The sequence below is a fragment of the Bacillus sp. FSL M8-0166 genome, from assembly GCF_038008825.1.
GTDB classification, from domain to species: Bacteria; Bacillota; Bacilli; order Bacillales; family Bacillaceae; genus Bacillus; species Bacillus safensis.
Window position 1 is genome coordinate 680,155 of sequence record NZ_JBBOZZ010000001.1, and the last position, 19,979, is coordinate 700,133.

Below are 19,979 nucleotides of genomic sequence, written 5' to 3' on the forward strand. Positions count from 1 at the left end.
ATGAAAGAGGTAAAGTGCGAGTGTGGACATATTAATCCAATCGGTACTGTTCTATGTGAATCATGCGGGAATCCCATTTTGGCTAAAGAGAAAAACTCTTCGAAGCTGCTTGATATGAGATATGACGGCAGTGCAAGACGCTCGCAAACATACAACAAAACGATTGTTGATAAAGTATGGAACTTTTTTTCTTCCGTTAAAGTGGGTGTGTGGCTGATTGTCATTACACTGCTCGCTTCTTCGCTTGGAACGATTTTTCCGCAGGAGCGATTTATTCCGCCAGGTGCATCTGCTTCCACGTATTATGAAGAGCAATATGGATCGTTTGGCAAGCTGTATTACACACTTGGATTCCATGATCTTTATAATTCTTGGTGGTTTTTAGCTCTTGTCGCATCAATCGGAATCTCCCTTGTCATTTGTAGTCTCGACCGCGTTATTCCTCTTTATCGAGCACTCAAAAACCAAGGGGTTATGAAAAAAGAAGGCTTTATGAGAAGACAGCGTCTGTTTAGCGAAACAGACAAAACATTAGATCAGCATACATATGAAGGCATCATAAGAGCAATGAAACAAAAGCGTTACCGCGTGCGAGAAGAAAATGGGCATATTTTAGCCGAAAAAGGACGTTTTTCACGCTGGGGACCTTACGTCAATCACATAGGATTAATCATCTTTCTCATTGGATCGATGCTTCGGTTTGTCCCGGGCATGTACGTGGATGAAACGCTGTGGGTCAGAGAAGGTGAAACCGCACCGATCCCAGGTACGGATGGTCAATACTTCTTGAAAAATAATGCGTTTTCAATTGATCGCTATGAAACTGGAAATGAAAAAGAAGTGTTTGAGAATGCCATTGAAAAAGCTGGCGACGGTCAAGTGGTGAAAAGCTATAAAACGGATGCCATCTTATACAAACGTGAAGGAGAAGTTGTATTTGGTGAAAAGCCCAAGCTGAAGCAGGTAACAGAACACGATATCAAAGTGAATGAACCGCTCAAGTTTGACAATTTCTCATTATATCAAGTGGATTTTAAACAAAATGAACTCGATCAAATGGTCTTTCAGCTGATTCGTAAAGATACAGAAAAATCTTTCGGTACAGTGAAGATTAATCTGCTGGAGCCTAAGCCAGAATATGATCTTGGTAGCGGTTACAAAGTCAAAGTGATGAGCTATCTGCCTGATTTTTATTTTGACGATGATGGAACGCCGAGTACGAAAACAAGGAATCCGAATAATCCTGCTTTCGTGTTTGAAATGATTTCTCCTGAAAAACCTAAAGGCGAAAAAAGCTTTGTGGCTATTCAAGAGACAGTAGAGGGTTCAGATAACAATCTATATAAAATGAAGTTTGATCGGGTCGAAACGAAAAACGTCACAGGGTTAACTGTTAGAAAGGATTTAACACTAGGGGTACTCATTGTAGGCGGAATCATCTTCATGATTGGTGTCGTGCAGGGGATGTATTGGCAGCATAGAAGAATCTGGCTGTCGGCGAAGGATGGAAAAGTATTTGTGGCAGGACATACAAACAAAAACTGGTTCGGCTTAAAGTCCGATCTTAACGTGTTACTAAGCGGCAGTGGCATCAAACAGCCAGTTGATCAAAAAGAACTGCCTGATACAACAAGTATCAGCAAAAGCAAGGGGGAAGGATTAGATGGCGGCAGTCAGTGAAAATCTGTTATTTGCAGCTTTTCTATTTTATTTAGCGGCAGTTCCTTTTTTTGGTGGTGCCATTAAAGGAAAAAAGAAAGAAGAAGGACCGCGCAGGAATAAGGCGGCACTCATTGGCATTACGCTTACCATCATCGGTTTTTTGAGCCAGTTGGGCTATTTTATTTCAAGATGGATCGCGTCTGGTCATGCACCAGTCAGTAATTTGTTTGAGTTCACTACGGCTTTTGGCATGATGCTGGTGCTTGCATTCATCATTTTATATTTTGTGTATCAAGTGTCTGTACTTGGTTTATTCACACTTCCAATCGCTTTATTGATTATTGCCTATGCAAGTATGTTCCCATCAGATATTTCACCGCTGATTCCTTCACTTCAAAGTAATTGGCTTTATATTCACGTGACAACAGCAGCACTTGGCCAAGCCATTTTAGCCATCAGTTTTGTGGCAGGTGTCATCTTTCTATTAAAGCATGTGGATCAAACAAAGCCAGGGAAGAAGACGTTTGGTTTAGAGCTTGTCATGTTTATGATTGTGGTCACACTTGCATTTATCGCTGTCACGTCTATCTTTAGAATGACAGGATATGAAGCGACATTTAATTGGATCGATAAAAATAAAGAAAAAAGTGAGATGGTCTATGAGCTGCCAGCTCTTGTCGGACCTCATAAAGGGGAGCTTGTGACGGAAGATCGTTTGGAACCGTTTGTTGAGCTGCCGCCTGTTTTTTCAGGTAGAAAGGTCAATACGGTGTTATGGTCATTTGGCGTAGGGCTGATCATATACGGACTCATTCGATTGATCATTCGCAAACGACTGAGCGCACTGCTTCAACCGCTAGTGAAACAGGTGAACCTAGATTTAGTCGATGAAATTGGGTATAGGGCTGTTTCGATTGGTTTCCCTGTATTTGCGTTAGGCGGGCTGATCTTTGCCATGATCTGGGCGCAAATTGCATGGACTAGGTTTTGGGGCTGGGACCCGAAGGAAGTATGGGCATTGATTACGTTTCTCTTTTATGCTGCCTATCTTCATCTTCGCTTGTCACGAGGCTGGCATGGTGAAAAGTCCGCTTGGCTTGCTGTGATCGGCTTTGCCATTATTATGTTTAATCTCATCTTTGTCAACCTTGTCATTGCGGGGCTTCATTCTTACGCATAATCACAAGGAAAAGCCAACTTTTATGATTCAATTCGGCTTTTTGTTAAAATGAATGTAACAACGGAGAAAGCAGGAGGACTGTCTAATGGAACACACAACTCAAACGAAAATATTAGTCGTAGATGATGAGGCAAGAATTCGCCGCCTTTTAAAAATGTATTTAGAACGTGAAAATTATGAAATTGATGAAGCGGAAAATGGAGATGAGGCGATTCAAAAAGGGCTTCAAACCGATTACGACCTCATTTTGCTCGATTTAATGATGCCTGGTACAGATGGAATCGAAGTGTGTAATCAAATTCGAGACAAAAAAGCGACTCCAATCATTATGCTGACGGCAAAAGGAGAAGAAGCCAACCGCGTTCAAGGATTTGAGGCAGGAACGGATGACTACATCGTCAAACCTTTCAGCCCGCGCGAAGTTGTTTTACGTGTAAAGGCATTGCTCAGAAGGTCGTCTCAAACGTCTTATCTGAATACTGGGACAACAACAAAGGATGTTCTTGTGTTTTCTCATCTATCCATTGACCATGATGCACATAGGGTGACGGCTGATGGCAAAGAAGTCAGTCTCACGCCGAAGGAATATGAGCTTTTATATTTCCTTGCAAAAACACCAGATAAGGTTTATGACAGAGAAAAGCTGTTAAAAGAAGTATGGCAATATGAGTTCTTTGGAGACTTACGAACAGTCGATACCCACGTCAAACGACTTCGTGAAAAACTGAATAAAGTGTCACCAGAAGCAGCGAAAAAAATCGTAACTGTATGGGGTGTCGGGTACAAATTTGAGGTCGGCGCTGAATGAAACTGTGGAAAAGTGTTGTAGGAAAGCTATGGTTAACCATTCTTTTCCTCGTCCTGATCGTTTTATCTATTTTAACTGTGCTTCTTTTAGAGTTCATTGAAAATTATCATGTAGAAGAAGCAAAGTCTGATTTAACACAAATGGCAAACAAAGTAGCGGTCATTTTGGAAAGCCATGAGGATCAATCGCTTGCAAGGTCAATTACATCAGAACTTGCTGACAAATTGACAAGTATTGCGATTATCCAAAAGGACGGGCTAGAGTGGTATTCGTCTGAAAAAGACGGGAAGCTTCCTGCGATAACAAAGAAACAAATTGAAGCGGACAGCGATTTAAATCAAGCACTGAAAGATCGTAAAAAAATCAGTAAACGTGCAGAACCTGATGCAGGCAATCATAAAGATGAACGGATTGTAGTCGGTGTTCCATATGAGGCGAACGGAAAAAAAGGCATGGTCTTTCTTTCTCAGTCACTCCTCGCTGTAGAACAAACAACGAAACACACGACGCGCTATATCTTCTTAGCAGCCGGAATTGCCATTGTACTGACCACTATATTCGCTTTCTTCTTGTCAACACGTGTCACCTATCCTCTCAGAAAGATGAGGGAGGGTGCACAAGATTTGGCGAAAGGGAAATTTGATACAAAGATTCCTATTTTAACGCAAGATGAAATTGGAGAACTGGCTATCGCCTTTAATCAAATGGGGAAGCAGCTTAAATTCCATATCACAGCCTTAAATCAAGAAAAAGAACATTTGTCTAATATTTTAAGCAGTATGGCCGATGGCGTTATCACCATCAATATTGATGGAACGATCTTGATGACGAATCCTCCTGCAGAACGATTTTTGCAGGCATGGTATTACGAGCAAAATATGAAGATCAAAGATGGAGATGAACTGCCGCCAGAAGCGCGCGAGCTATTTCATACAGCTGTCAGCACAGAAAAAGAGCAAATGATTGAAGTAACGCTGCAAGGGCGTACCTGGGTTCTTCTCATGTCTCCGCTTTATAATCAGCAGGATGTCAGGGGAGCAGTTGCGGTCCTTCGTGATATGACTGAGGAACGAAGACTTGATAAGCTGAGAAAAGACTTCATTGCCAATGTCAGTCATGAACTTCGTACGCCAATTGCCATGCTGCAAGGGTACAGTGAGGCGATTGTAGATGATATTGCAGGATCAGAAGAGGAAAAGAAAGAGATTGCACAAATTATCTATGATGAATCACTACGGATGGGACGACTTGTGAATGATCTTCTAGATCTAGCGAGAATGGAAGCAGGTCACATTACACTGAATCTTGAATCAACAGATACAGAAGAGCTGACTGAGAAGATCTACCGTAAGTTTCTCGGGATTGCGAAAGAAAAACAAATCGACCTTACGTATGATATTCAAGTGGATGAACCGTACTTTGTATTCGATCCCGATAAGATTGAGCAAGTGTTTACGAATCTCATTGATAATGCCATTCGTCATACACCAGAGGGCGGAGAGGTTCACTTTTCGGTTCAATCGGTGGAGAACGGGCTGAAAATGGATGTGAAAGATTCCGGAAGCGGAATTCCCGAAGAGGATCTGCCCTTTATTTTCGAACGTTTCTATAAAGCCGATAAAGCAAGGACAAGAGGACGGTCTGGTACTGGACTTGGTCTTGCGATTGTGAAGAACATCGTAGAGGCGCATCAAGGCTCTATACATGCTCACAGCAAAGCGGGGGCAGGTACACACTTTACCTTCTATATTCCAAGAAAAAAGCAGGAACTCGTCTAATCTTGACGAAGAATCTTGTTACATGAGAAACACTTCATTTCGAAAGAAAATGAAGTGTTTTTTCTATTTTCAAATTTTTAAGGAGAAGTTAAACAAAAAGCCCTTTCCAAACTGTCGAACTTGTAATATATTTGTCATAAAGTTGTAATGTAACGTTTTGTAAGAGTCACTCGACAAAAATAAGTGAACGGAGGGGTTTCCTATGCATGAAACCTTTCAAAAAATATATGATTCGTACCATCAAGATTTGTACCAATTTTTATTTTATATGGTTAAAGATAAAAATCAGGCAGAGGATCTCGTCCAGGAGGTTTACATTCGGGTACTTCACTCATATAAAACTTTTGAAGGAAGAAGCAGCGAGAAAACATGGCTGTTTTCAATTGCAAGGCATGTGGCGATTGACTGGTTTCGCAAACAGCAAACCATTAGACAACGGGTGCTCGGCACGTTTGATTGGGATAAGCAGGATGTAAAAGACCCAGACTTGCTTCCAGACGAACTGGCTGTACAGGATGAAAATACAAAAGAAATTTATGCCGCACTTGATCACTGTACGATTGATCAAAGAGCTGTCATCATTTTAAGGTTTATCCAGGGCTACTCAATCATGGAGACGGCAAAGGCGCTAAAGTTCTCGGAAAGCAAAGTCAAAACAACGCAGCACCGAGGCCTGAAAGTGCTCCGAAAACATATGGAGCTTTTGAAGGAGGAGCTAGTGAATGAAAACGAACAGGTCCGATTGGAGCGAAGAACGAATCAAGGTGTTACTAAGTCAGCTTCCAAAGGTGGAGGACAACCGTTCATCTAAGCAGATATACCAGCAGATGCTGATGGCAAGCGGGAAGAAAAAGAAAAGTGTCAAATGGATCGGTCCAGCGGTGGCAACCGTTGTGGTTTTATTTATGGCGTTTTTAATTTCTCCTCATTTATTTCAGCCGGCTGCTCAAGAACATCATCAACAGATGAAAATGGACTCAAGTGCTGACAAAGGACAGGTGAATGCCACATTAGAGCCTGTTAAACAGTCAAATGGTACCGCGCATGTTGTTTCTCATGAAGATAAGCAAAAGTATATGACGGTTGCATACATAGATGAATCAACATCTCAAGTGGTTCCCATTAGTATTGAAAAAGAAAATGAACATGACCATTTGCAGGAAATGATGAGCACATATGAACAGGTGCAGCTGCCTGAAATGACAAAGCCTCTTCAATCTTATCTTGAGATGGTGGACCTTCGTGAAAATGGGAATACACTTGTTTTTCAGTTAAAAAATGATTTGTCCCTTGATACGATAAAGGAAGCCAATCGATTTAAAGATATGGTAAAAGAAACGCTCAAATGGAGCAGGTATAAACAAGTGGAAGTCAAGTCAGTCAAAGGTTCTCATCTTCAATTAGGGGCAAGCAGTATTGGCACGATATCAATTGATAAACAAACGAAGAAAGCTTATTACGTGTTAGAAAATAAGAGCGGGACTTTTTTGGTGCCCTCAAAAACGCATTATTCTTCTTATGAAGATGCGGTAGAGGCCATGAAACGCACGAGTGATTCTGGACTTGAACCATTAATTAAAGAAGAACCCATTAAAGAAGTGACATCAAAAGGTAAGCATGTGACCATCACGTTTGGAGCATCAGCACAATTAACGGACTCAATTGATCATACTCTACTCATTGAAGGTCTGCTGCTCACAGCGAAAGATTTTGGTTTTACAGATGTCACCATTCAATATGCAGGAACAGATCAAGTAGGACCATATGAATTAAACGAACCAATAGAGGTGCCGGCTCTGCCGAATCCAGTTGTCATCAAAGATCGTTAAAGGACGCAAGCAAGTCATTGCGTTCTTTTTTATGTATAGAAAACGGCCTTCTTGCTGTATACTAAGCTGTCATGAAAAGAACCTCAAAGAAGGGGAGTCACTGATGAAAAGGTATTGCTTCATAGGTGCCAGCTGTTTTTTGCTCTTGATCTTAGCGCCATTTGCCCATGCGCAGAAGACAAACGAATGGGTGGAACCAGTGAAAGGAGAAGTCACTGACTTGTTTGGGACAAGAGGCGGCTCGCATAAGGGATTAGATATAGCTGCGCCAGAAGGAGAATCCATTTTTGCTGCAAGTGAAGGTGTGGTCGCGCGTTCATATGTATCGGCTACATATGGAGAAGTTGTGTTTATTCAGCATCCAAACGGATACGAAACCGTCTATGCTCATTTACACGAGCGTTTTGTGAAAAAGGGTGACCATGTACAAGCGGGAGAGCCGATTGGCATAATTGGCAACACAGGAGCTTCTAGAGGCACTCATTTACATTTTGAGGTACATCGTGGAAATTGGTCAGTCAGCAAAGAGGATGCGATAGATCCGCTCAAAATGATTGCAGTGGAACGTTTCCAAGAGCCGGCTCTTCATGTAAATGGACATGAAAAAAATACATATGTCATTAAAAAAGGAGATACCCTTTGGTCAATAGCAAAGGCGCACGAAATGACTGTGGAACAATTGAAAAAGATCAATGAGCTGACGACTCATCTCATTCGAACAGGAGACCGTTTAATGGTTTCAACTAAATAAACCTCATGCAAAGCATGAGGTTTATCACTGTTTTTTATAGATCAATCAGGCGGACAGAAAGAATATCCTGCACTTCGGTTAATTTTTTCACAATTTCGTCCTCAAGATGCTTGTCGAAAGAAAGCATCATAATGGCTTCGCCGCCTTTTTCTTTACGTCCTACCTGCATTGTTGCAATGTTGACATCATGGTCGCCTAAAATCTGTCCAACCTTTCCAATCACACCAGGTGCATCTGTATGCTGAATGTAGACAAGGTGTCCATCTGGATAAAAATCAATATTAAATCCATTAATAGAAACAACGCGTTCCCCTAGATGCGGAATGTAAGTCGCTTTAAGAGTAAAGGTTGAAAGATCACCTTTGACTTCAATAGAAATACTGTTTTCGTAACCAGATTCGCTGGAAGAAATTTTCTCACTAAAGCTAATGCCGCGTTCTTTTGCCACCATTCCAGCATTTACTTCATTCACAGTCGAATCAACACGCTCTTTTAAAAAGCCTGACAGGAGACTTTTTGTGATAAAGGATGTTTCGAGTTTTGAAATAGAACCTTCATAAGAAATGCCTACTTCTTTTACAGGTTCTCTCATTGATTGAGAGACAAGACGTCCAAGTTTTCCTGCAAACTGATGATAAGGCTGAATCTTTTTGAACTCGTCTTTTGTCATCGCTGGTAGATTAATAGATGACATGACAGGAAGGCCTTTTGCAAATTGAAGGACTTCTTCAGATACTTGCGCCGCAACATTTAATTGTGCTTCTTTTGTAGAGGCACCAAGATGCGGAGTTGCAATGACGTGTGGATGATCCACAAGCGGATTATCAGTTGGAGGTTCTACCTCGAATACATCAAGTGCAGCTCCTGCAACATGGCCGCTTTCAAGAGCTTCAAGAAGGTCAGCTTCGTCAATAATACCGCCGCGCGCACAGTTTACAAGGCGAACACCTTTTTTCGTTTTTGCAATCGTTTCTTTATTGAGAAGTCCTCTTGTTTCTTTTGTTAATGGCGTATGTACAGTAATGATATCTGATACTTCGAGTACTTCATCCAGTGATTTCGCATTGACGCCAATTTTTTCTGCACGTTCCTTTGTGAGAAATGGGTCAAATACGTTGACTGTCATGCCAAAGGCTCTTGCACGCTGGGCGATTTCACTTCCGATTCTGCCTAAGCCGACAATCCCAAGAGATTTTCCGTAAAGCTCAGCACCAACATATGCACCTCTGTTCCATTCTTTTGATTTGACAGAAATATTGGCTTGGGGAATATGACGCATGAGTGATGAAATCATGGCGAACGTATGCTCAGCTGTCGAGATCGTATTACCGTTTGGTGCATTGATCACAATGACGCCGTGTTTGGTCGCTTCATCAATGTCAATATTGTCTACTCCCACACCGGCACGGCCGACAATTTTTAATGAAGTCATTTTTTCATAAAGCTCTTTTGTTACTTTCGTGGCACTTCTGACAAGTAAGGCATCAAACGTGTGTAATTCATCTTCTGCTTCTGCTACATTTTTTTGGACAATTTCAACAAAATCTGATTCTAAAAGTGGTAGAAGACCATCATTGCTCATCTTATCTGAGACTAATACTCGAAACATCGTTAGATTTCCTCCTAAAATAAACGTCATAAATATCTGATAATTTACCATATTCCTTTTCACTGTGTCAATCAAATTAAAGCAGTAAAGTGAAAAAGAAAACACGAACATTTCTTTGTGTCTTTATAAAGAATGAACACCTTTAAACAAAAGATAACCAATTTTTGCGCATTTGTCATTATAATTTTTGTGTTTTTTACGATTTCTTAAAACTGATGAATTTGCTCAGGATTTTTATCTGTACAAATGCTCATATATCATATATAATGATGTCGAATTGAATAATGATCAATCTTCGGGGCAGGGTGTAATTCCCTACCGGCGGTGATGAGCATAGTCTCTAAGCCCGCGAGCCTTTTTGGCAGGATTCGGTGTGATTCCGAAGCCGACAGTATAGTCTGGATGGGAGAAGATGGAGGTTCGTAAACGTTGAAAACATTCATGTTCACACGTTTATTTGTCTAGCCCAATTTCCCCGCTCCTATTTTCAAGGGCGGTTTTTTTGTGGCTAAAATGGAACAATCCTCTTTTCGAAAGATTTGATCGAAAAGGAGAGAGAATATTGAATCAAAGTAAAGTAAAGCGTTTAGTCGTAATCAGTATGCTTAGCAGTATTTCATTTGTTTTAATGTTATTAAACTTCCCGTTCCCTGGGCTTCCAGGATATTTGAAAATTGATTTCAGCGATATTCCAGCGATTATTGCGATTTTAATTTATGGGCCGGGTGCAGGTATTGCTGTTGAGGCGTTAAAAAATGTACTGCATTATCTCATTCATGGCAGTATGTCTGGTGTTCCTGTTGATCAAGTAGCGAACTTTACAGCAGGCGTATTGTTCATTTTACCAGTGGCCTTCATTTTCAAAAAAATCAAATCGGCAAAGGGAATTGTATGGTCTATGTTCTTGGGCACAGTGCTTATGACTGTGATGATGAGTATTTTAAATTACTTCCTGTTTCTGCCGGCTTACACATGGTTTTTAAATGCACCTCAACTTTCGGATAATATGCTCAAGGCGACGATAACAGCAGGGATATTGCCTTTTAATCTTATTAAAGGCATCATCATTACCATCGTGTTTAGCCTCATTTTTGTGAAAATGCGTCCATGGTTTGAAAATAAACGCCGACTTCAAAATAGTTAATATAAAAAAAGCCCCTGCATAAGGGGCTTTTATACTATTCATGCTTAAGCGGGTCACCCTCGAAAGATTCGTCCGCAACTTTGATTGAATCTGTTGGACATCCTTCAAATGCATCAAGCATATCTTCTTCAAGTACTTCTGGAACTTCTACAGTCCCTTGGTTGTCATCAAGCGTAACAAATGCAATGCCTTCATCATCATAATCATAAATGTCTGGAGCAGCTGCACCGCATGCGCCGCAAGCAATACATGTGTCTTTGTCTACAATTGTATATTTTGCCATGTTAAAAAAATACCTCCCAGATTGTTCGATGGAACAAATGGTCTAACCTTTTTAGTTTCACCGATAAAAAACAATTTCCTCAAACCTTATTGTAATGATTTTAATTTCACATTTCAACTGTAAAGTGATTGAGAATACTTATCACATAAGGGTTTGTTCATAACTTTCCCCCACAAATTGAGTTTAAACATTTCTTCTTCTATGAAATCTGTTAAAATAAAGGGAGAAAATATTCGAATTTTGTCAGGAAGACAGGTGCTTTGGCGAATGACTCTTCATTACTTGGATGTCATGTTAATGGACAGCGTACATAAATTGAACGGCGAACGCTCCATAAGTGCTGTCTACCATCTTTTTAAAGGAAAAAAATCATCACAAACCATACAGGATGCCAGTTTGTTTCAGCTTTCAAAGTACTTCGGCTGTTACCCGGGGTTTACGAGGGATCAGCTGAATCGCTCTGCTATAAAGCTTGACGAAAAGCACTACATCGTAAAAACAGGGGAGACATTCACTGTTACAGATGCAGGACAGCGTATGCTAAACCAGTATTTTTCAGAAAAACCGATGCCCGCTTATTTTCATGGTGCCAAATATCATGATAAAGCAAAGGTGCTATGGATGAGGCTCTCGTTACTTGTACAAGTGCTTTCTCACCATATGGCTGGATCACATCAATATGTTCCAATACAAAGAGATGTATCCGTACAAAGCTGGACGAAGTCCTTCTTAAAACAGCATCACGAAAAGAATAAGCTTTCAGAAGAGCTGCATCATGAACTCGAAAAGCTCCTTAGCCGTATAAGTGATGAAGAGGCGCTGATTTTTGTTTATTCATTGACCTCAAATGAAAGAATTGGGCGTACGTATCAGCAAATGGCAGAGTGGCTAAAAGAAGATGTGTGGTATGTGTACCTGCTTTTTTGGAATGTCCTCCATTATTTTATTCATGCTGCCCAAAAAGGTGAGACGCAGCTCATGCAAAAGCTCGTAGGTGACCTTGAATTCAAACGCGTGTTAACAACCTCTACTCACAAAACGCTTGAGCTTGTGCAAAAAGGCTTTGATATTGATCAGATTGCTCACATTCGTTCATTAAAAAAGGCAACGATCGAAGACCATATTGTCGAGCTGTCCATACATGAACCGAGCTTCTCAATAGAGCCGTATGTGAGCGAAGAAGAGCAGCAGGCCATTCATGCAGTAGCCAGAGAGCTTCAAACAAATAAGATGAAGCTGATTAAAGAAAAACTCGAACATCCATTTACTTATTTTCAAATACGATTGGCACTGACAAGGATGGTGAAAGCGAATGGATAAGCTTCATCAGACGCTCATGCGATATTTTGGTTACGACTCATTTAAAACGGGTCAAGAGGACATTATTCAAAGTGTACTGAATCAAAAGGATACGGTGGCCATGCTGCCTACTGGCGGCGGGAAATCCATCTGCTATCAACTTCCCGGCTATATGACAGATGGATTAGTTCTCATTATTTCGCCGCTGTTATCGCTTATGGAGGACCAAGTCGAACGAATGAAAATGCGCGGAGAAAAACGGGTGGCGGCGCTTAACAGCACATTGTCTTTTCAGGAGAGACGGCATATCATTCGGCATTTGCCATCATATAAATTTTTATTCGTCGCCCCTGAGGCATTAATGTCAGAGGTGCTGCTAGAACAGCTCAAATCGATGCATATTGGTCTGTTCGTCGTCGATGAAGCCCATTGTATATCTGAATGGGGACATGATTTCCGTCCGGAGTATTCCAAGCTGGGAGAATGGAGAGAAGCGTTAGGTCACCCTGTTGCCTTAGCACTGACGGCAACAGCAACGAAACAAACGCTAAAAGATACCGTGCAAACGCTAAGGTTGCAGCATCCAGACTTTCATATTCATTCTGCCAACCGGCCAAACATCGCATTAGTCAAAGAAGCGCACGAAACGAAAGAAGCAAAAGAGAAACGGGCCATTGAGCTTGTGGAATTTCTGCAAGGTCCAGGCCTGATTTATTGCCCGACCCGGCAAATGACAGAAGATATGGCGCTTTTTATGAAACAAAAAACCCATCAGCGTGTAGAGTATTACCATGGCGGAATGGATGCAGGAGACCGCATGCTTATTCAGCAGCAATTTATCAGCGGACAGCTTGACCTCATTTGTTGTACAAGTGCTTTTGGAATGGGAATTGATAAAGCAGATATACGATTTGTTATTCATATGAGCCCGCCGCAGTCAATTGAAGCATTTATGCAGGAAATTGGAAGAGCAGGGCGGGACGGGAAAAATAGTGTGAGCATTCTTTTATTTACAGAAGAGGACGCGGATATTCAACAGCATTTAATACAAGCAGAAGGCTTTGATGATCCAGAAATTGATTTCTTCTTAGCAAGACTCACACAAATGCAGACAAATGATGAAAAGAAATTACGTGAACAATTGATGGAATTAGGGCTTCAGGAGACACGTGCAAGAATGCTGATCCATTATTACAGGATGTATCAGTCAGAACAGCCTCGTGTGCTCCTGATGAAACTGAAAGAGAAATTGCAGGACAGACAAACTGAAAAACTGAGAAAGGTTTGGCAATTTAAGGAGCGGATCACAGATCATAGCTGCTTTAGACAATCTCTGTTATCATACTTTTACGAACAGCTTGATCAAACGGAGAGCGCATCCTCTGGCAGCTGCTGCTCTTCTTGCGGACTTAACCTGTCTGATTATGAAAAAAAAGATCAACCATTGGAGCTGAATGAAATGAAACACTGGAAGACCGTGCTGGATCGTATGTTTCATCTGACAAAAGAGGCGCAGCATTGATTGAACAACATCGCCGGATCATCGAAAAATTAACCGATCGACAAGTCGTAGAACAGCTGTATTTCACGCAGCTGCTGATGCTGATCATTTCTTTTTTACTAGGTATATTTATGTTCGATCATTGGACAGATTTTACATCCCTTTGGGAGATCCAAGATGCACGGATACTGACTTATGGAATTGGCGGCGCTGTGCTTGTGATCATTGTGGATGCGATTGTCATGAAGGTGTTTCCTGCTCATATGTATGATGATGGCGGATTAAATGAAAAAATGTTCAAAAATCGCAGCATCCCGCATATTGTTTGGTTAACACTGCTCATCGCCTTTTCAGAGGAAATTCTATTCCGAGGGATCGTACAGCAGCAATTTGGATTGGAGATTGCCAGTATTGTGTTTGCGCTCCTTCACTTTCGCTACTTATCAAAAATACTCTTGTTTATCCTTGTGGTTTCTATTAGTATTTTTTTAGGACTTTTATACGAGTGGACTGGGAATTTATTTGTTCCTGTCATGACCCATTTTGTCATTGACTTAGTCTTTGCTTGTCAAATTCGTTTGAAATATAGGGGGAGGGATGAACATGGAAGAAATGTCGAGAATGAAGAGAAAGAAGGAGCAGCTGACAAACATCCATGACGATGATGCAGAGGAAATTTTTGAAGAAGAAGTACAGCCTTCAGATGACTCTCACTTTCCTACACGAGAAGATTTTCATGAATATAAAAAGCAGCGCACGAAAAAGGTGCGTAATCCATTGTTTACAACACTGGCTATTATCTTTCCTATTATCGTCGTCACGGTGTTCTTCCTTTTGATCTACTACACGTCAAAGGAAATCAACCATAATAATAATCAAGATGTATATAATATTGATTCTACATCAAGTGCTGACACAGACCCAGTCCCGTCAGCACTTGTCGAAACGAAAAATGACTCAAGCGTTGATAAAGCGGATGCGTCTGATGATGAGAAGCAAAAGAAAGATGAAGAAAAAGAAAAACAGCGATTGAAAGAAAAAGCTGAACAGAAGAAAAAAGAAAAAGCTGCTAAAGAGAAAGAAGATCGTGAACAAGCAGCGAAAGAAAAAGAACGCGCGAGAGCCGAAGCTGCCAAAAAGCGTGAACAGCAGCAGTTAGCCCTGCAAAAGCAACAGGAAGAGAAAAAACGAAAAGAAGCCGAAGAGAAAAAGAAGCAGGAAGAAAAGCCAGTTCGTGTCGTGCAGCACACTGTTGGTCCAGAGGAAAACCTGTATCGAATTTCAATGAAGTATTACAAAAACCGTTCGGGCGAAGAGAAAATTAGAGCCTATAATCATTTGAAAGGTAACAGCGTGTATAGTGGTCAAGTGCTGAATATTCCACTAGAAAACTAATCATCTGACATGAATGAAGAAGCACGCACATACATATGTAGAAAAAAGGGACAGGGTGTATGTGATGACATTGCACGCAATCAGCCGATATATGGATCAGCCGACACAGAAAATGATGGAAACATTGATCAAAAGAAAGCATAAATATGAGGGTTTTGCCAAGCAGTGCAAAAGATGGCAATGGACAGCCCTTCTATCGCTGGCCATTCTTTTGTTTTATTTTGTGATCACGGCAAATGCAGGAGGCGGCTCGCTTCAGCCGGAAGCCATGATTGCAACACTGCTTGGTCATGAAGTTTTTCTGTTTTGGATCATGGCTGAGGTCTTTGCTTTTTACGCATCTTATTACTATAAGAAAAAAGAAGAAAAGGCTGAGGATGAATATCATCGGCTTCGATGTGAAATTATACAAAAAAGCACAGATTTATGGCCGCAATCAAATCAGTGGAAAGAGCGCGAGGCGGTTTTTCACTATATGCAGAAGCAATATGACATTAATCTCTATTATGAAAGTAAATAAATGAGAAAAAAAGACGTTTAACAGTTGAAACGTCTTTTTTCATTCAAGCGTCTTATGAAAGAAAGATATGTAAGGGAGCCATTTGTGATGAAATATGCCATCGGATTTACTGCCGCCATTGCGGCTGTTACAACAGGTGTGTGTGTAACGGCAAAAATGGTGAAAACGGCAAAACAAAACAACATCAAAAAGCATTACTTTACAATAGAAGCACTTCAATCAGACCGGCCTGCAGTCATTTTCTTTATTTCTGATACACACAGACGTCTCATCAGTGACACTTTATTAGCAGAAATCAGACAGGAAGAGCCAGATGTGATTATGATTGGCGGAGATTTAGCAGAAAAAGGTGTACCCTATGCAAGGATTGAAGAAAATGTGAAACGTTTATCAAGAATTGCGCCGGTTTATTTTGTTTGGGGAAATAATGATCATGAGCTGCACCAGCAAAGGTTTAAAGAGATTCTTCATGCATACGATGTCACGACTTTGCAAAATGAAACGGCTGTATGGAATTTCGAAGGCCAGAGAATCAAAATCGGAGGAATTGATGATATTCGGCTTGAAAAAGCAGATTATGAAGCGATACGGTCTGAGTTTGTGAAAGATGATGTCAATATTCTCTTATCACACAATCCAGATGTGCATCATTTGATGAGTGAAGAAGAGGGAATTGATCTTGTCCTGAGCGGTCATACGCATGGAGGACAGATCCGAATTGGGAAATTTGGTCCGTATGAAAAAGGAAGAACAGGCCAGGTTAAAGGTGCGTTCTTTCTCATTAGTAATGGCTACGGGACAACAAAGATTCCAATGCGTCTAGGAGCAGAACCAGAAACCCATCTGATCTATTTAATGCCTCTAAAAACGCGTTAACTTGCGGTACCCTCAATATTTTCCATAAAAGTCACCGTAAGCATAGCTTCATGCTTGTCTTCCGTCTTGACACAGTGTAAACTGAATACAAAATTAAGAACCTATGACTCATCATCTCATATACTACAGTATGATGTGTGTTTAGAAGAGGCAGGAGGGAACGTTATGCGACTGGAGCGTCTGAATTATAATAAAATTAAAATTTTTCTCACACTAGATGACCTGACAGACCGAGGTCTTACGAAAGAAGACCTTTGGAAAGATTCGTTCAAAGTCCATCAGCTGTTTAAAGACATGATGAACGAAGCGAATCAGGAGCTCGGTTTTGAAGCGAATGGACCGATTGCTGTTGAAGTATTTTCTCTTCAGGCGCAGGGGATGGTCGTCATTGTCACAAAGAGTCAGCAGGAAGATGCTGATGATGAGTTTGATGAAGATTACATTGAGATGCAAGTCAAGCTCGACGAGAGTAAGCATGTGCTCTATCAATTTGCCTCGTTTGAAGATGTGATTCAACTGTCCCATAGTTTAAGTCGTATTGGACTTTTAGGGGGTACAGTTTACCATTATGAAGGTCAATATTATCTCAGCCTGGATGATGTTGGAGAATTATCTGCTGATACAGTCATTTCGATTTTAGCAGAGTTTGGTTCACCTACGACACTCACCATTCACCGGCTAAAAGAATATGGAAAAGTGATCATGCAAGAAGATGCTGTGAAAACGATTCAAATGTATTTTTAATCACTTTTTTCTATTATATTTAATACTGTTGTGATGAAACAACAGTATTTTTTTATATCCTTTTTTATATTTATAAACGCTGATATTTTATTTTGATAAAAAACGCTTTTTACCTTTGCTTTACCAGTACGAAGGTGTATACTATTGCTTGAAAGGGAGCAGTAGATCATGAAAGATTTCTAGGGGGTTTATTTTAATGGCAGCCGATCAAAACGCCGCTCATAACGCAGAAGATAAGCTAGATGTTTTAAAGTCAACTCAAACCGTCATACATAAAGCGCTAGACAAATTAGGGTATCCGCAGGAAGTGTATGAATTGCTGAAGGAGCCAATTCGTCTATTAACGGTCAAAATTCCAGTACGTATGGACGATGGATCGGTGAAAATTTTCACTGGTTACCGTGCACAGCACAATGATGCTGTCGGTCCAACAAAAGGCGGAATTCGTTTCCACCCGAACGTTACGGAAAAAGAAGTAAAAGCGCTTTCAATTTGGATGAGTTTAAAATGTGGAATTGTGGATCTTCCTTATGGCGGAGGAAAAGGCGGTATTATCTGTGATCCAAGAGAAATGTCATTCAGAGAGCTTGAAAAACTAAGCCGCGGCTATGTTCGCGCCATCAGTCAAATCGTTGGGCCAACAAAAGATGTTCCAGCACCAGACGTGTTTACGAACTCTCAAATTATGGCATGGATGATGGATGAATATTCTAGAATTGATGAGTTTAACTCGCCAGGATTTATTACAGGAAAACCAATTGTTCTTGGAGGATCACACGGACGTGATACTGCAACAGCAAAAGGTGTGACGATCTGCATCAAAGAAGCGGCGAAGAAAAAAGGAATTGACATTAACGGGGCTCGTGTTGTCGTACAGGGATTCGGAAATGCAGGAAGCTACTTAGCTAAATTCATGTATGATGCTGGAGCAAAAATCGTAGGGATTTCAGATGCGTACGGCGGATTATACGATGAAGATGGTCTAGACATTGACTACTTGCTTGACCGACGTGACAGCTTTGGAACCGTCACTAAACTATTTAACGATACAATTACAAACCAAGAGCTGCTTGAGCTGGATTGTGATATCTTAGTACCTGCAGCCATTGAAAACCAAATCACAGAAGATAATGCGGCAAACATTAAAGCCAAAATTGTCGTAGAAGCAGCAAATGGCCCAACGACACTGGAAGGAACCAAAATTCTTTCAGATCGTGGTGTACTGCTTGTTCCAGACGTACTTGCGAGTGCGGGTGGTGTAACTGTTTCTTACTTTGAATGGGTTCAGAATAACCAAGGGTTCTACTGGACTGAAGAAGAAGTTGAAACTCGTTTAAAAGATATGATGGTGAAATCATTTAATAATATTTATGAAATGGCGCAAAACCGCCGAATTGATATGCGTCTTGCTGCATATATGGTTGGTGTACGTAAAATGGCTGAAGCTTCTCGATTCAGAGGCTGGATTTAAGCGGCTGATTTGCATCGCGCCTTAAAATCTCCTATCCTTAAATAGGAGATTTTTTTATGGAATGGAACAAAGAATCAAACAGCCCAGCAATTGTTATTGCAGTGAAATGACAGGAGTGGAACAAATGAAACAAGAAAAAGCGATCATAATAGGAGGCGGCCCATGCGGGTTATCAGCTGCCATCGCATTCAAGCAAATTGGGATTGATGCACTTGTGATTGAAAAGGGGAATGTCGTGAACAGTATTTATCATTACCCAACACATCAAACCTTTTTTAGTACAAGTGAAAAGCTTGAAATCGGTGATGTCGCTTTTATTACTGAAAACCGTAAGCCCGTTCGTATTCAGGCGCTTTCCTATTACCGAGAGGTCGTCAGACGAAAAAACCTGCGTGTGCATGCTTTTGAAAAAGTAAATGCCGTGACGAAACAAGATGGCCGTTTTACGGTGAGTACATCAAAAGACGACTATTCATGTGATTACGTCGTGATTGCAACTGGCTACTATGATCATCCAAACTATATGAACGTCAAAGGAGAAGACCTTCCTCACGTGTATCACTATTTTAAAGAAGGACATCCATACTTTGATAAAGATGTGACGGTGATCGGCGGGAAGAACTCCAGTGTGGATGCTGCGCTAGAACTTGTGAAATGCGGAAGCAGAGTCACTGTGCTGTATAGAGGAACTGAATATTCATCCAGCATCAAACCTTGGATTTTACCAGAGTTTGAAGCGCTTGTCCGTAATGGAACGATTCGAATGGAGTTTGGCGCGCAGGTGAAAGAAATCACAGAAGAAGATGTGATCTTTACAAACCAGCAAAATCAAACAGATCGAGTGAAAAGTGACTATGTATTTGCCATGACTGGCTATCACCCAGATCATTCTTTCTTAGAAAAAATGGGTGTCACGATTGACCAAGAATCAGGACGTCCAGCATTTGATGAAGAGACGATGGAAACGAATGTTGAAGGCATTTTCATTGCAGGAGTCATTGCAGCTGGAAATAATGCCAATGAAATTTTTATCGAAAATGGAAGATTTCATGGCGGACTCATTGCAGAAGAAATCAACAAAAGAATCAACGGATAAAAAAAGAACTGGATCCTTCAAAGGGGGATTCGG

Annotated in this window: 19 protein-coding genes and 1 riboswitch; of the genes, 17 read left to right on the forward strand and 2 right to left on the reverse strand. The window is 40.9% G+C overall.

Translation table 11 applies throughout. The features are described 5' to 3' along the window. The 7 genes from resB to NSS92_RS03865 all read left to right on the forward strand — a co-directional run bounded on the left by resB (position 1) and on the right by NSS92_RS03865 (position 8,008). Positions 1-1,680 (forward strand): cytochrome c biogenesis protein ResB, encoded by a 1,680-nt coding sequence (gene resB, locus NSS92_RS03835; RefSeq protein WP_340866951.1) that lies wholly within the window; start codon positions 1-3, stop codon positions 1,678-1,680. Continuing rightward, a complete protein-coding gene (gene ccsB, locus NSS92_RS03840; protein ID WP_024428071.1) occupies positions 1,664-2,842 on the forward strand; it encodes a c-type cytochrome biogenesis protein CcsB in 1,179 nt (392 codons plus the stop codon). Before resB ends, ccsB begins: the two co-directional genes overlap by 17 nt. Positions 2,843-2,927: 85 nt before the next feature. Further along, entirely contained in the window at positions 2,928-3,650 is a 723-nt protein-coding gene (locus NSS92_RS03845; protein WP_003215596.1) for a response regulator transcription factor, read from the forward strand. Further along, entirely contained in the window at positions 3,647-5,428 is a 1,782-nt protein-coding gene (locus NSS92_RS03850) for an ATP-binding protein (RefSeq protein WP_267587406.1), read from the forward strand. Before NSS92_RS03845 ends, NSS92_RS03850 begins: the two co-directional genes overlap by 4 nt. A gap of 202 nt (positions 5,429-5,630) precedes the next feature. Further along, positions 5,631-6,239 carry an RNA polymerase sigma factor SigX gene (gene sigX, locus NSS92_RS03855; RefSeq protein WP_024422837.1) on the forward strand — a complete coding sequence of 203 codons (609 nt, stop codon included), beginning with the start codon at positions 5,631-5,633 and terminating at the stop codon, positions 6,237-6,239. After that, the gene (locus tag NSS92_RS03860; RefSeq protein WP_340866952.1) at positions 6,151-7,257 is read left to right on the forward strand and encodes a sigma X negative regulator; all 1,107 of its coding nucleotides are present in this window, start codon (positions 6,151-6,153) and stop codon (positions 7,255-7,257) included. Before sigX ends, NSS92_RS03860 begins: the two co-directional genes overlap by 89 nt. Before the next feature lie 103 nt (positions 7,258-7,360). Continuing rightward, positions 7,361-8,008 (forward strand): peptidoglycan DD-metalloendopeptidase family protein, encoded by a 648-nt coding sequence (locus NSS92_RS03865; RefSeq protein WP_340866953.1) that lies wholly within the window; start codon positions 7,361-7,363, stop codon positions 8,006-8,008. Between the two features lie 34 nt (positions 8,009-8,042). Here NSS92_RS03865 and serA read toward each other — a convergent pair whose 3' ends face one another. Beyond that, a complete protein-coding gene (serA, locus tag NSS92_RS03870; RefSeq protein WP_024422834.1) occupies positions 8,043-9,617 on the reverse strand; it encodes a phosphoglycerate dehydrogenase in 1,575 nt (524 codons plus the stop codon). A gap of 287 nt (positions 9,618-9,904) precedes the next feature. After that, positions 9,905-10,035: riboswitch (FMN riboswitch) on the forward strand. A gap of 144 nt (positions 10,036-10,179) precedes the next feature. On the opposite strand from serA, the gene NSS92_RS03875 reads away from it, so the two are divergent. Beyond that, positions 10,180-10,761 (forward strand): ECF transporter S component, encoded by a 582-nt coding sequence (locus NSS92_RS03875; protein ID WP_024428075.1) that lies wholly within the window; start codon positions 10,180-10,182, stop codon positions 10,759-10,761. A 34-nt stretch (positions 10,762-10,795) separates the two neighbouring features. Here NSS92_RS03875 and NSS92_RS03880 read toward each other — a convergent pair whose 3' ends face one another. Continuing rightward, positions 10,796-11,044 (reverse strand): ferredoxin, encoded by a 249-nt coding sequence (locus NSS92_RS03880; RefSeq protein WP_003215700.1) that lies wholly within the window; start codon positions 11,042-11,044, stop codon positions 10,796-10,798. 267 nt (positions 11,045-11,311) lie between these two features. Between NSS92_RS03880 and NSS92_RS03885 the strand changes: the two genes are divergently transcribed. The 9 genes from NSS92_RS03885 to NSS92_RS03925 all read left to right on the forward strand — a co-directional run bounded on the left by NSS92_RS03885 (position 11,312) and on the right by NSS92_RS03925 (position 19,946). After that, complete coding sequence (locus NSS92_RS03885; protein WP_340866954.1) at positions 11,312-12,364, forward strand: helix-turn-helix domain-containing protein; 1,053 nt, start codon at positions 11,312-11,314, stop codon at positions 12,362-12,364. Further along, on the forward strand, positions 12,357-13,865 hold the full coding sequence (locus tag NSS92_RS03890; protein WP_340866955.1) for a RecQ family ATP-dependent DNA helicase: 1,509 nt from the start codon (positions 12,357-12,359) through the stop codon (positions 13,863-13,865). The genes NSS92_RS03885 and NSS92_RS03890 overlap by 8 nt, the downstream gene beginning before the upstream one ends. After that, entirely contained in the window at positions 13,862-14,503 is a 642-nt protein-coding gene (locus tag NSS92_RS03895; RefSeq protein ID WP_280806409.1) for a CPBP family intramembrane glutamic endopeptidase, read from the forward strand. The genes NSS92_RS03890 and NSS92_RS03895 overlap by 4 nt, the downstream gene beginning before the upstream one ends. Then, entirely contained in the window at positions 14,448-15,239 is a 792-nt protein-coding gene (locus NSS92_RS03900; RefSeq protein WP_267587413.1) for a LysM peptidoglycan-binding domain-containing protein, read from the forward strand. Before NSS92_RS03895 ends, NSS92_RS03900 begins: the two co-directional genes overlap by 56 nt. A gap of 64 nt (positions 15,240-15,303) precedes the next feature. After that, positions 15,304-15,759 (forward strand): DUF2663 family protein, encoded by a 456-nt coding sequence (locus tag NSS92_RS03905; protein WP_047202733.1) that lies wholly within the window; start codon positions 15,304-15,306, stop codon positions 15,757-15,759. 87 nt (positions 15,760-15,846) lie between these two features. Then, the gene (locus tag NSS92_RS03910; protein ID WP_267587414.1) at positions 15,847-16,635 is read left to right on the forward strand and encodes a metallophosphoesterase; all 789 of its coding nucleotides are present in this window, start codon (positions 15,847-15,849) and stop codon (positions 16,633-16,635) included. A 165-nt stretch (positions 16,636-16,800) separates the two neighbouring features. Further along, a complete protein-coding gene (locus NSS92_RS03915; RefSeq protein ID WP_024428080.1) occupies positions 16,801-17,379 on the forward strand; it encodes a genetic competence negative regulator in 579 nt (192 codons plus the stop codon). Between the two features lie 196 nt (positions 17,380-17,575). After that, complete coding sequence (locus NSS92_RS03920) at positions 17,576-18,850, forward strand: Glu/Leu/Phe/Val family dehydrogenase (RefSeq protein WP_340866957.1); 1,275 nt, start codon at positions 17,576-17,578, stop codon at positions 18,848-18,850. 124 nt (positions 18,851-18,974) lie between these two features. Continuing rightward, a complete protein-coding gene (locus tag NSS92_RS03925) occupies positions 18,975-19,946 on the forward strand; it encodes a YpdA family putative bacillithiol disulfide reductase (protein ID WP_340869915.1) in 972 nt (323 codons plus the stop codon). Positions 19,947-19,979 lie beyond the last annotated feature (33 nt).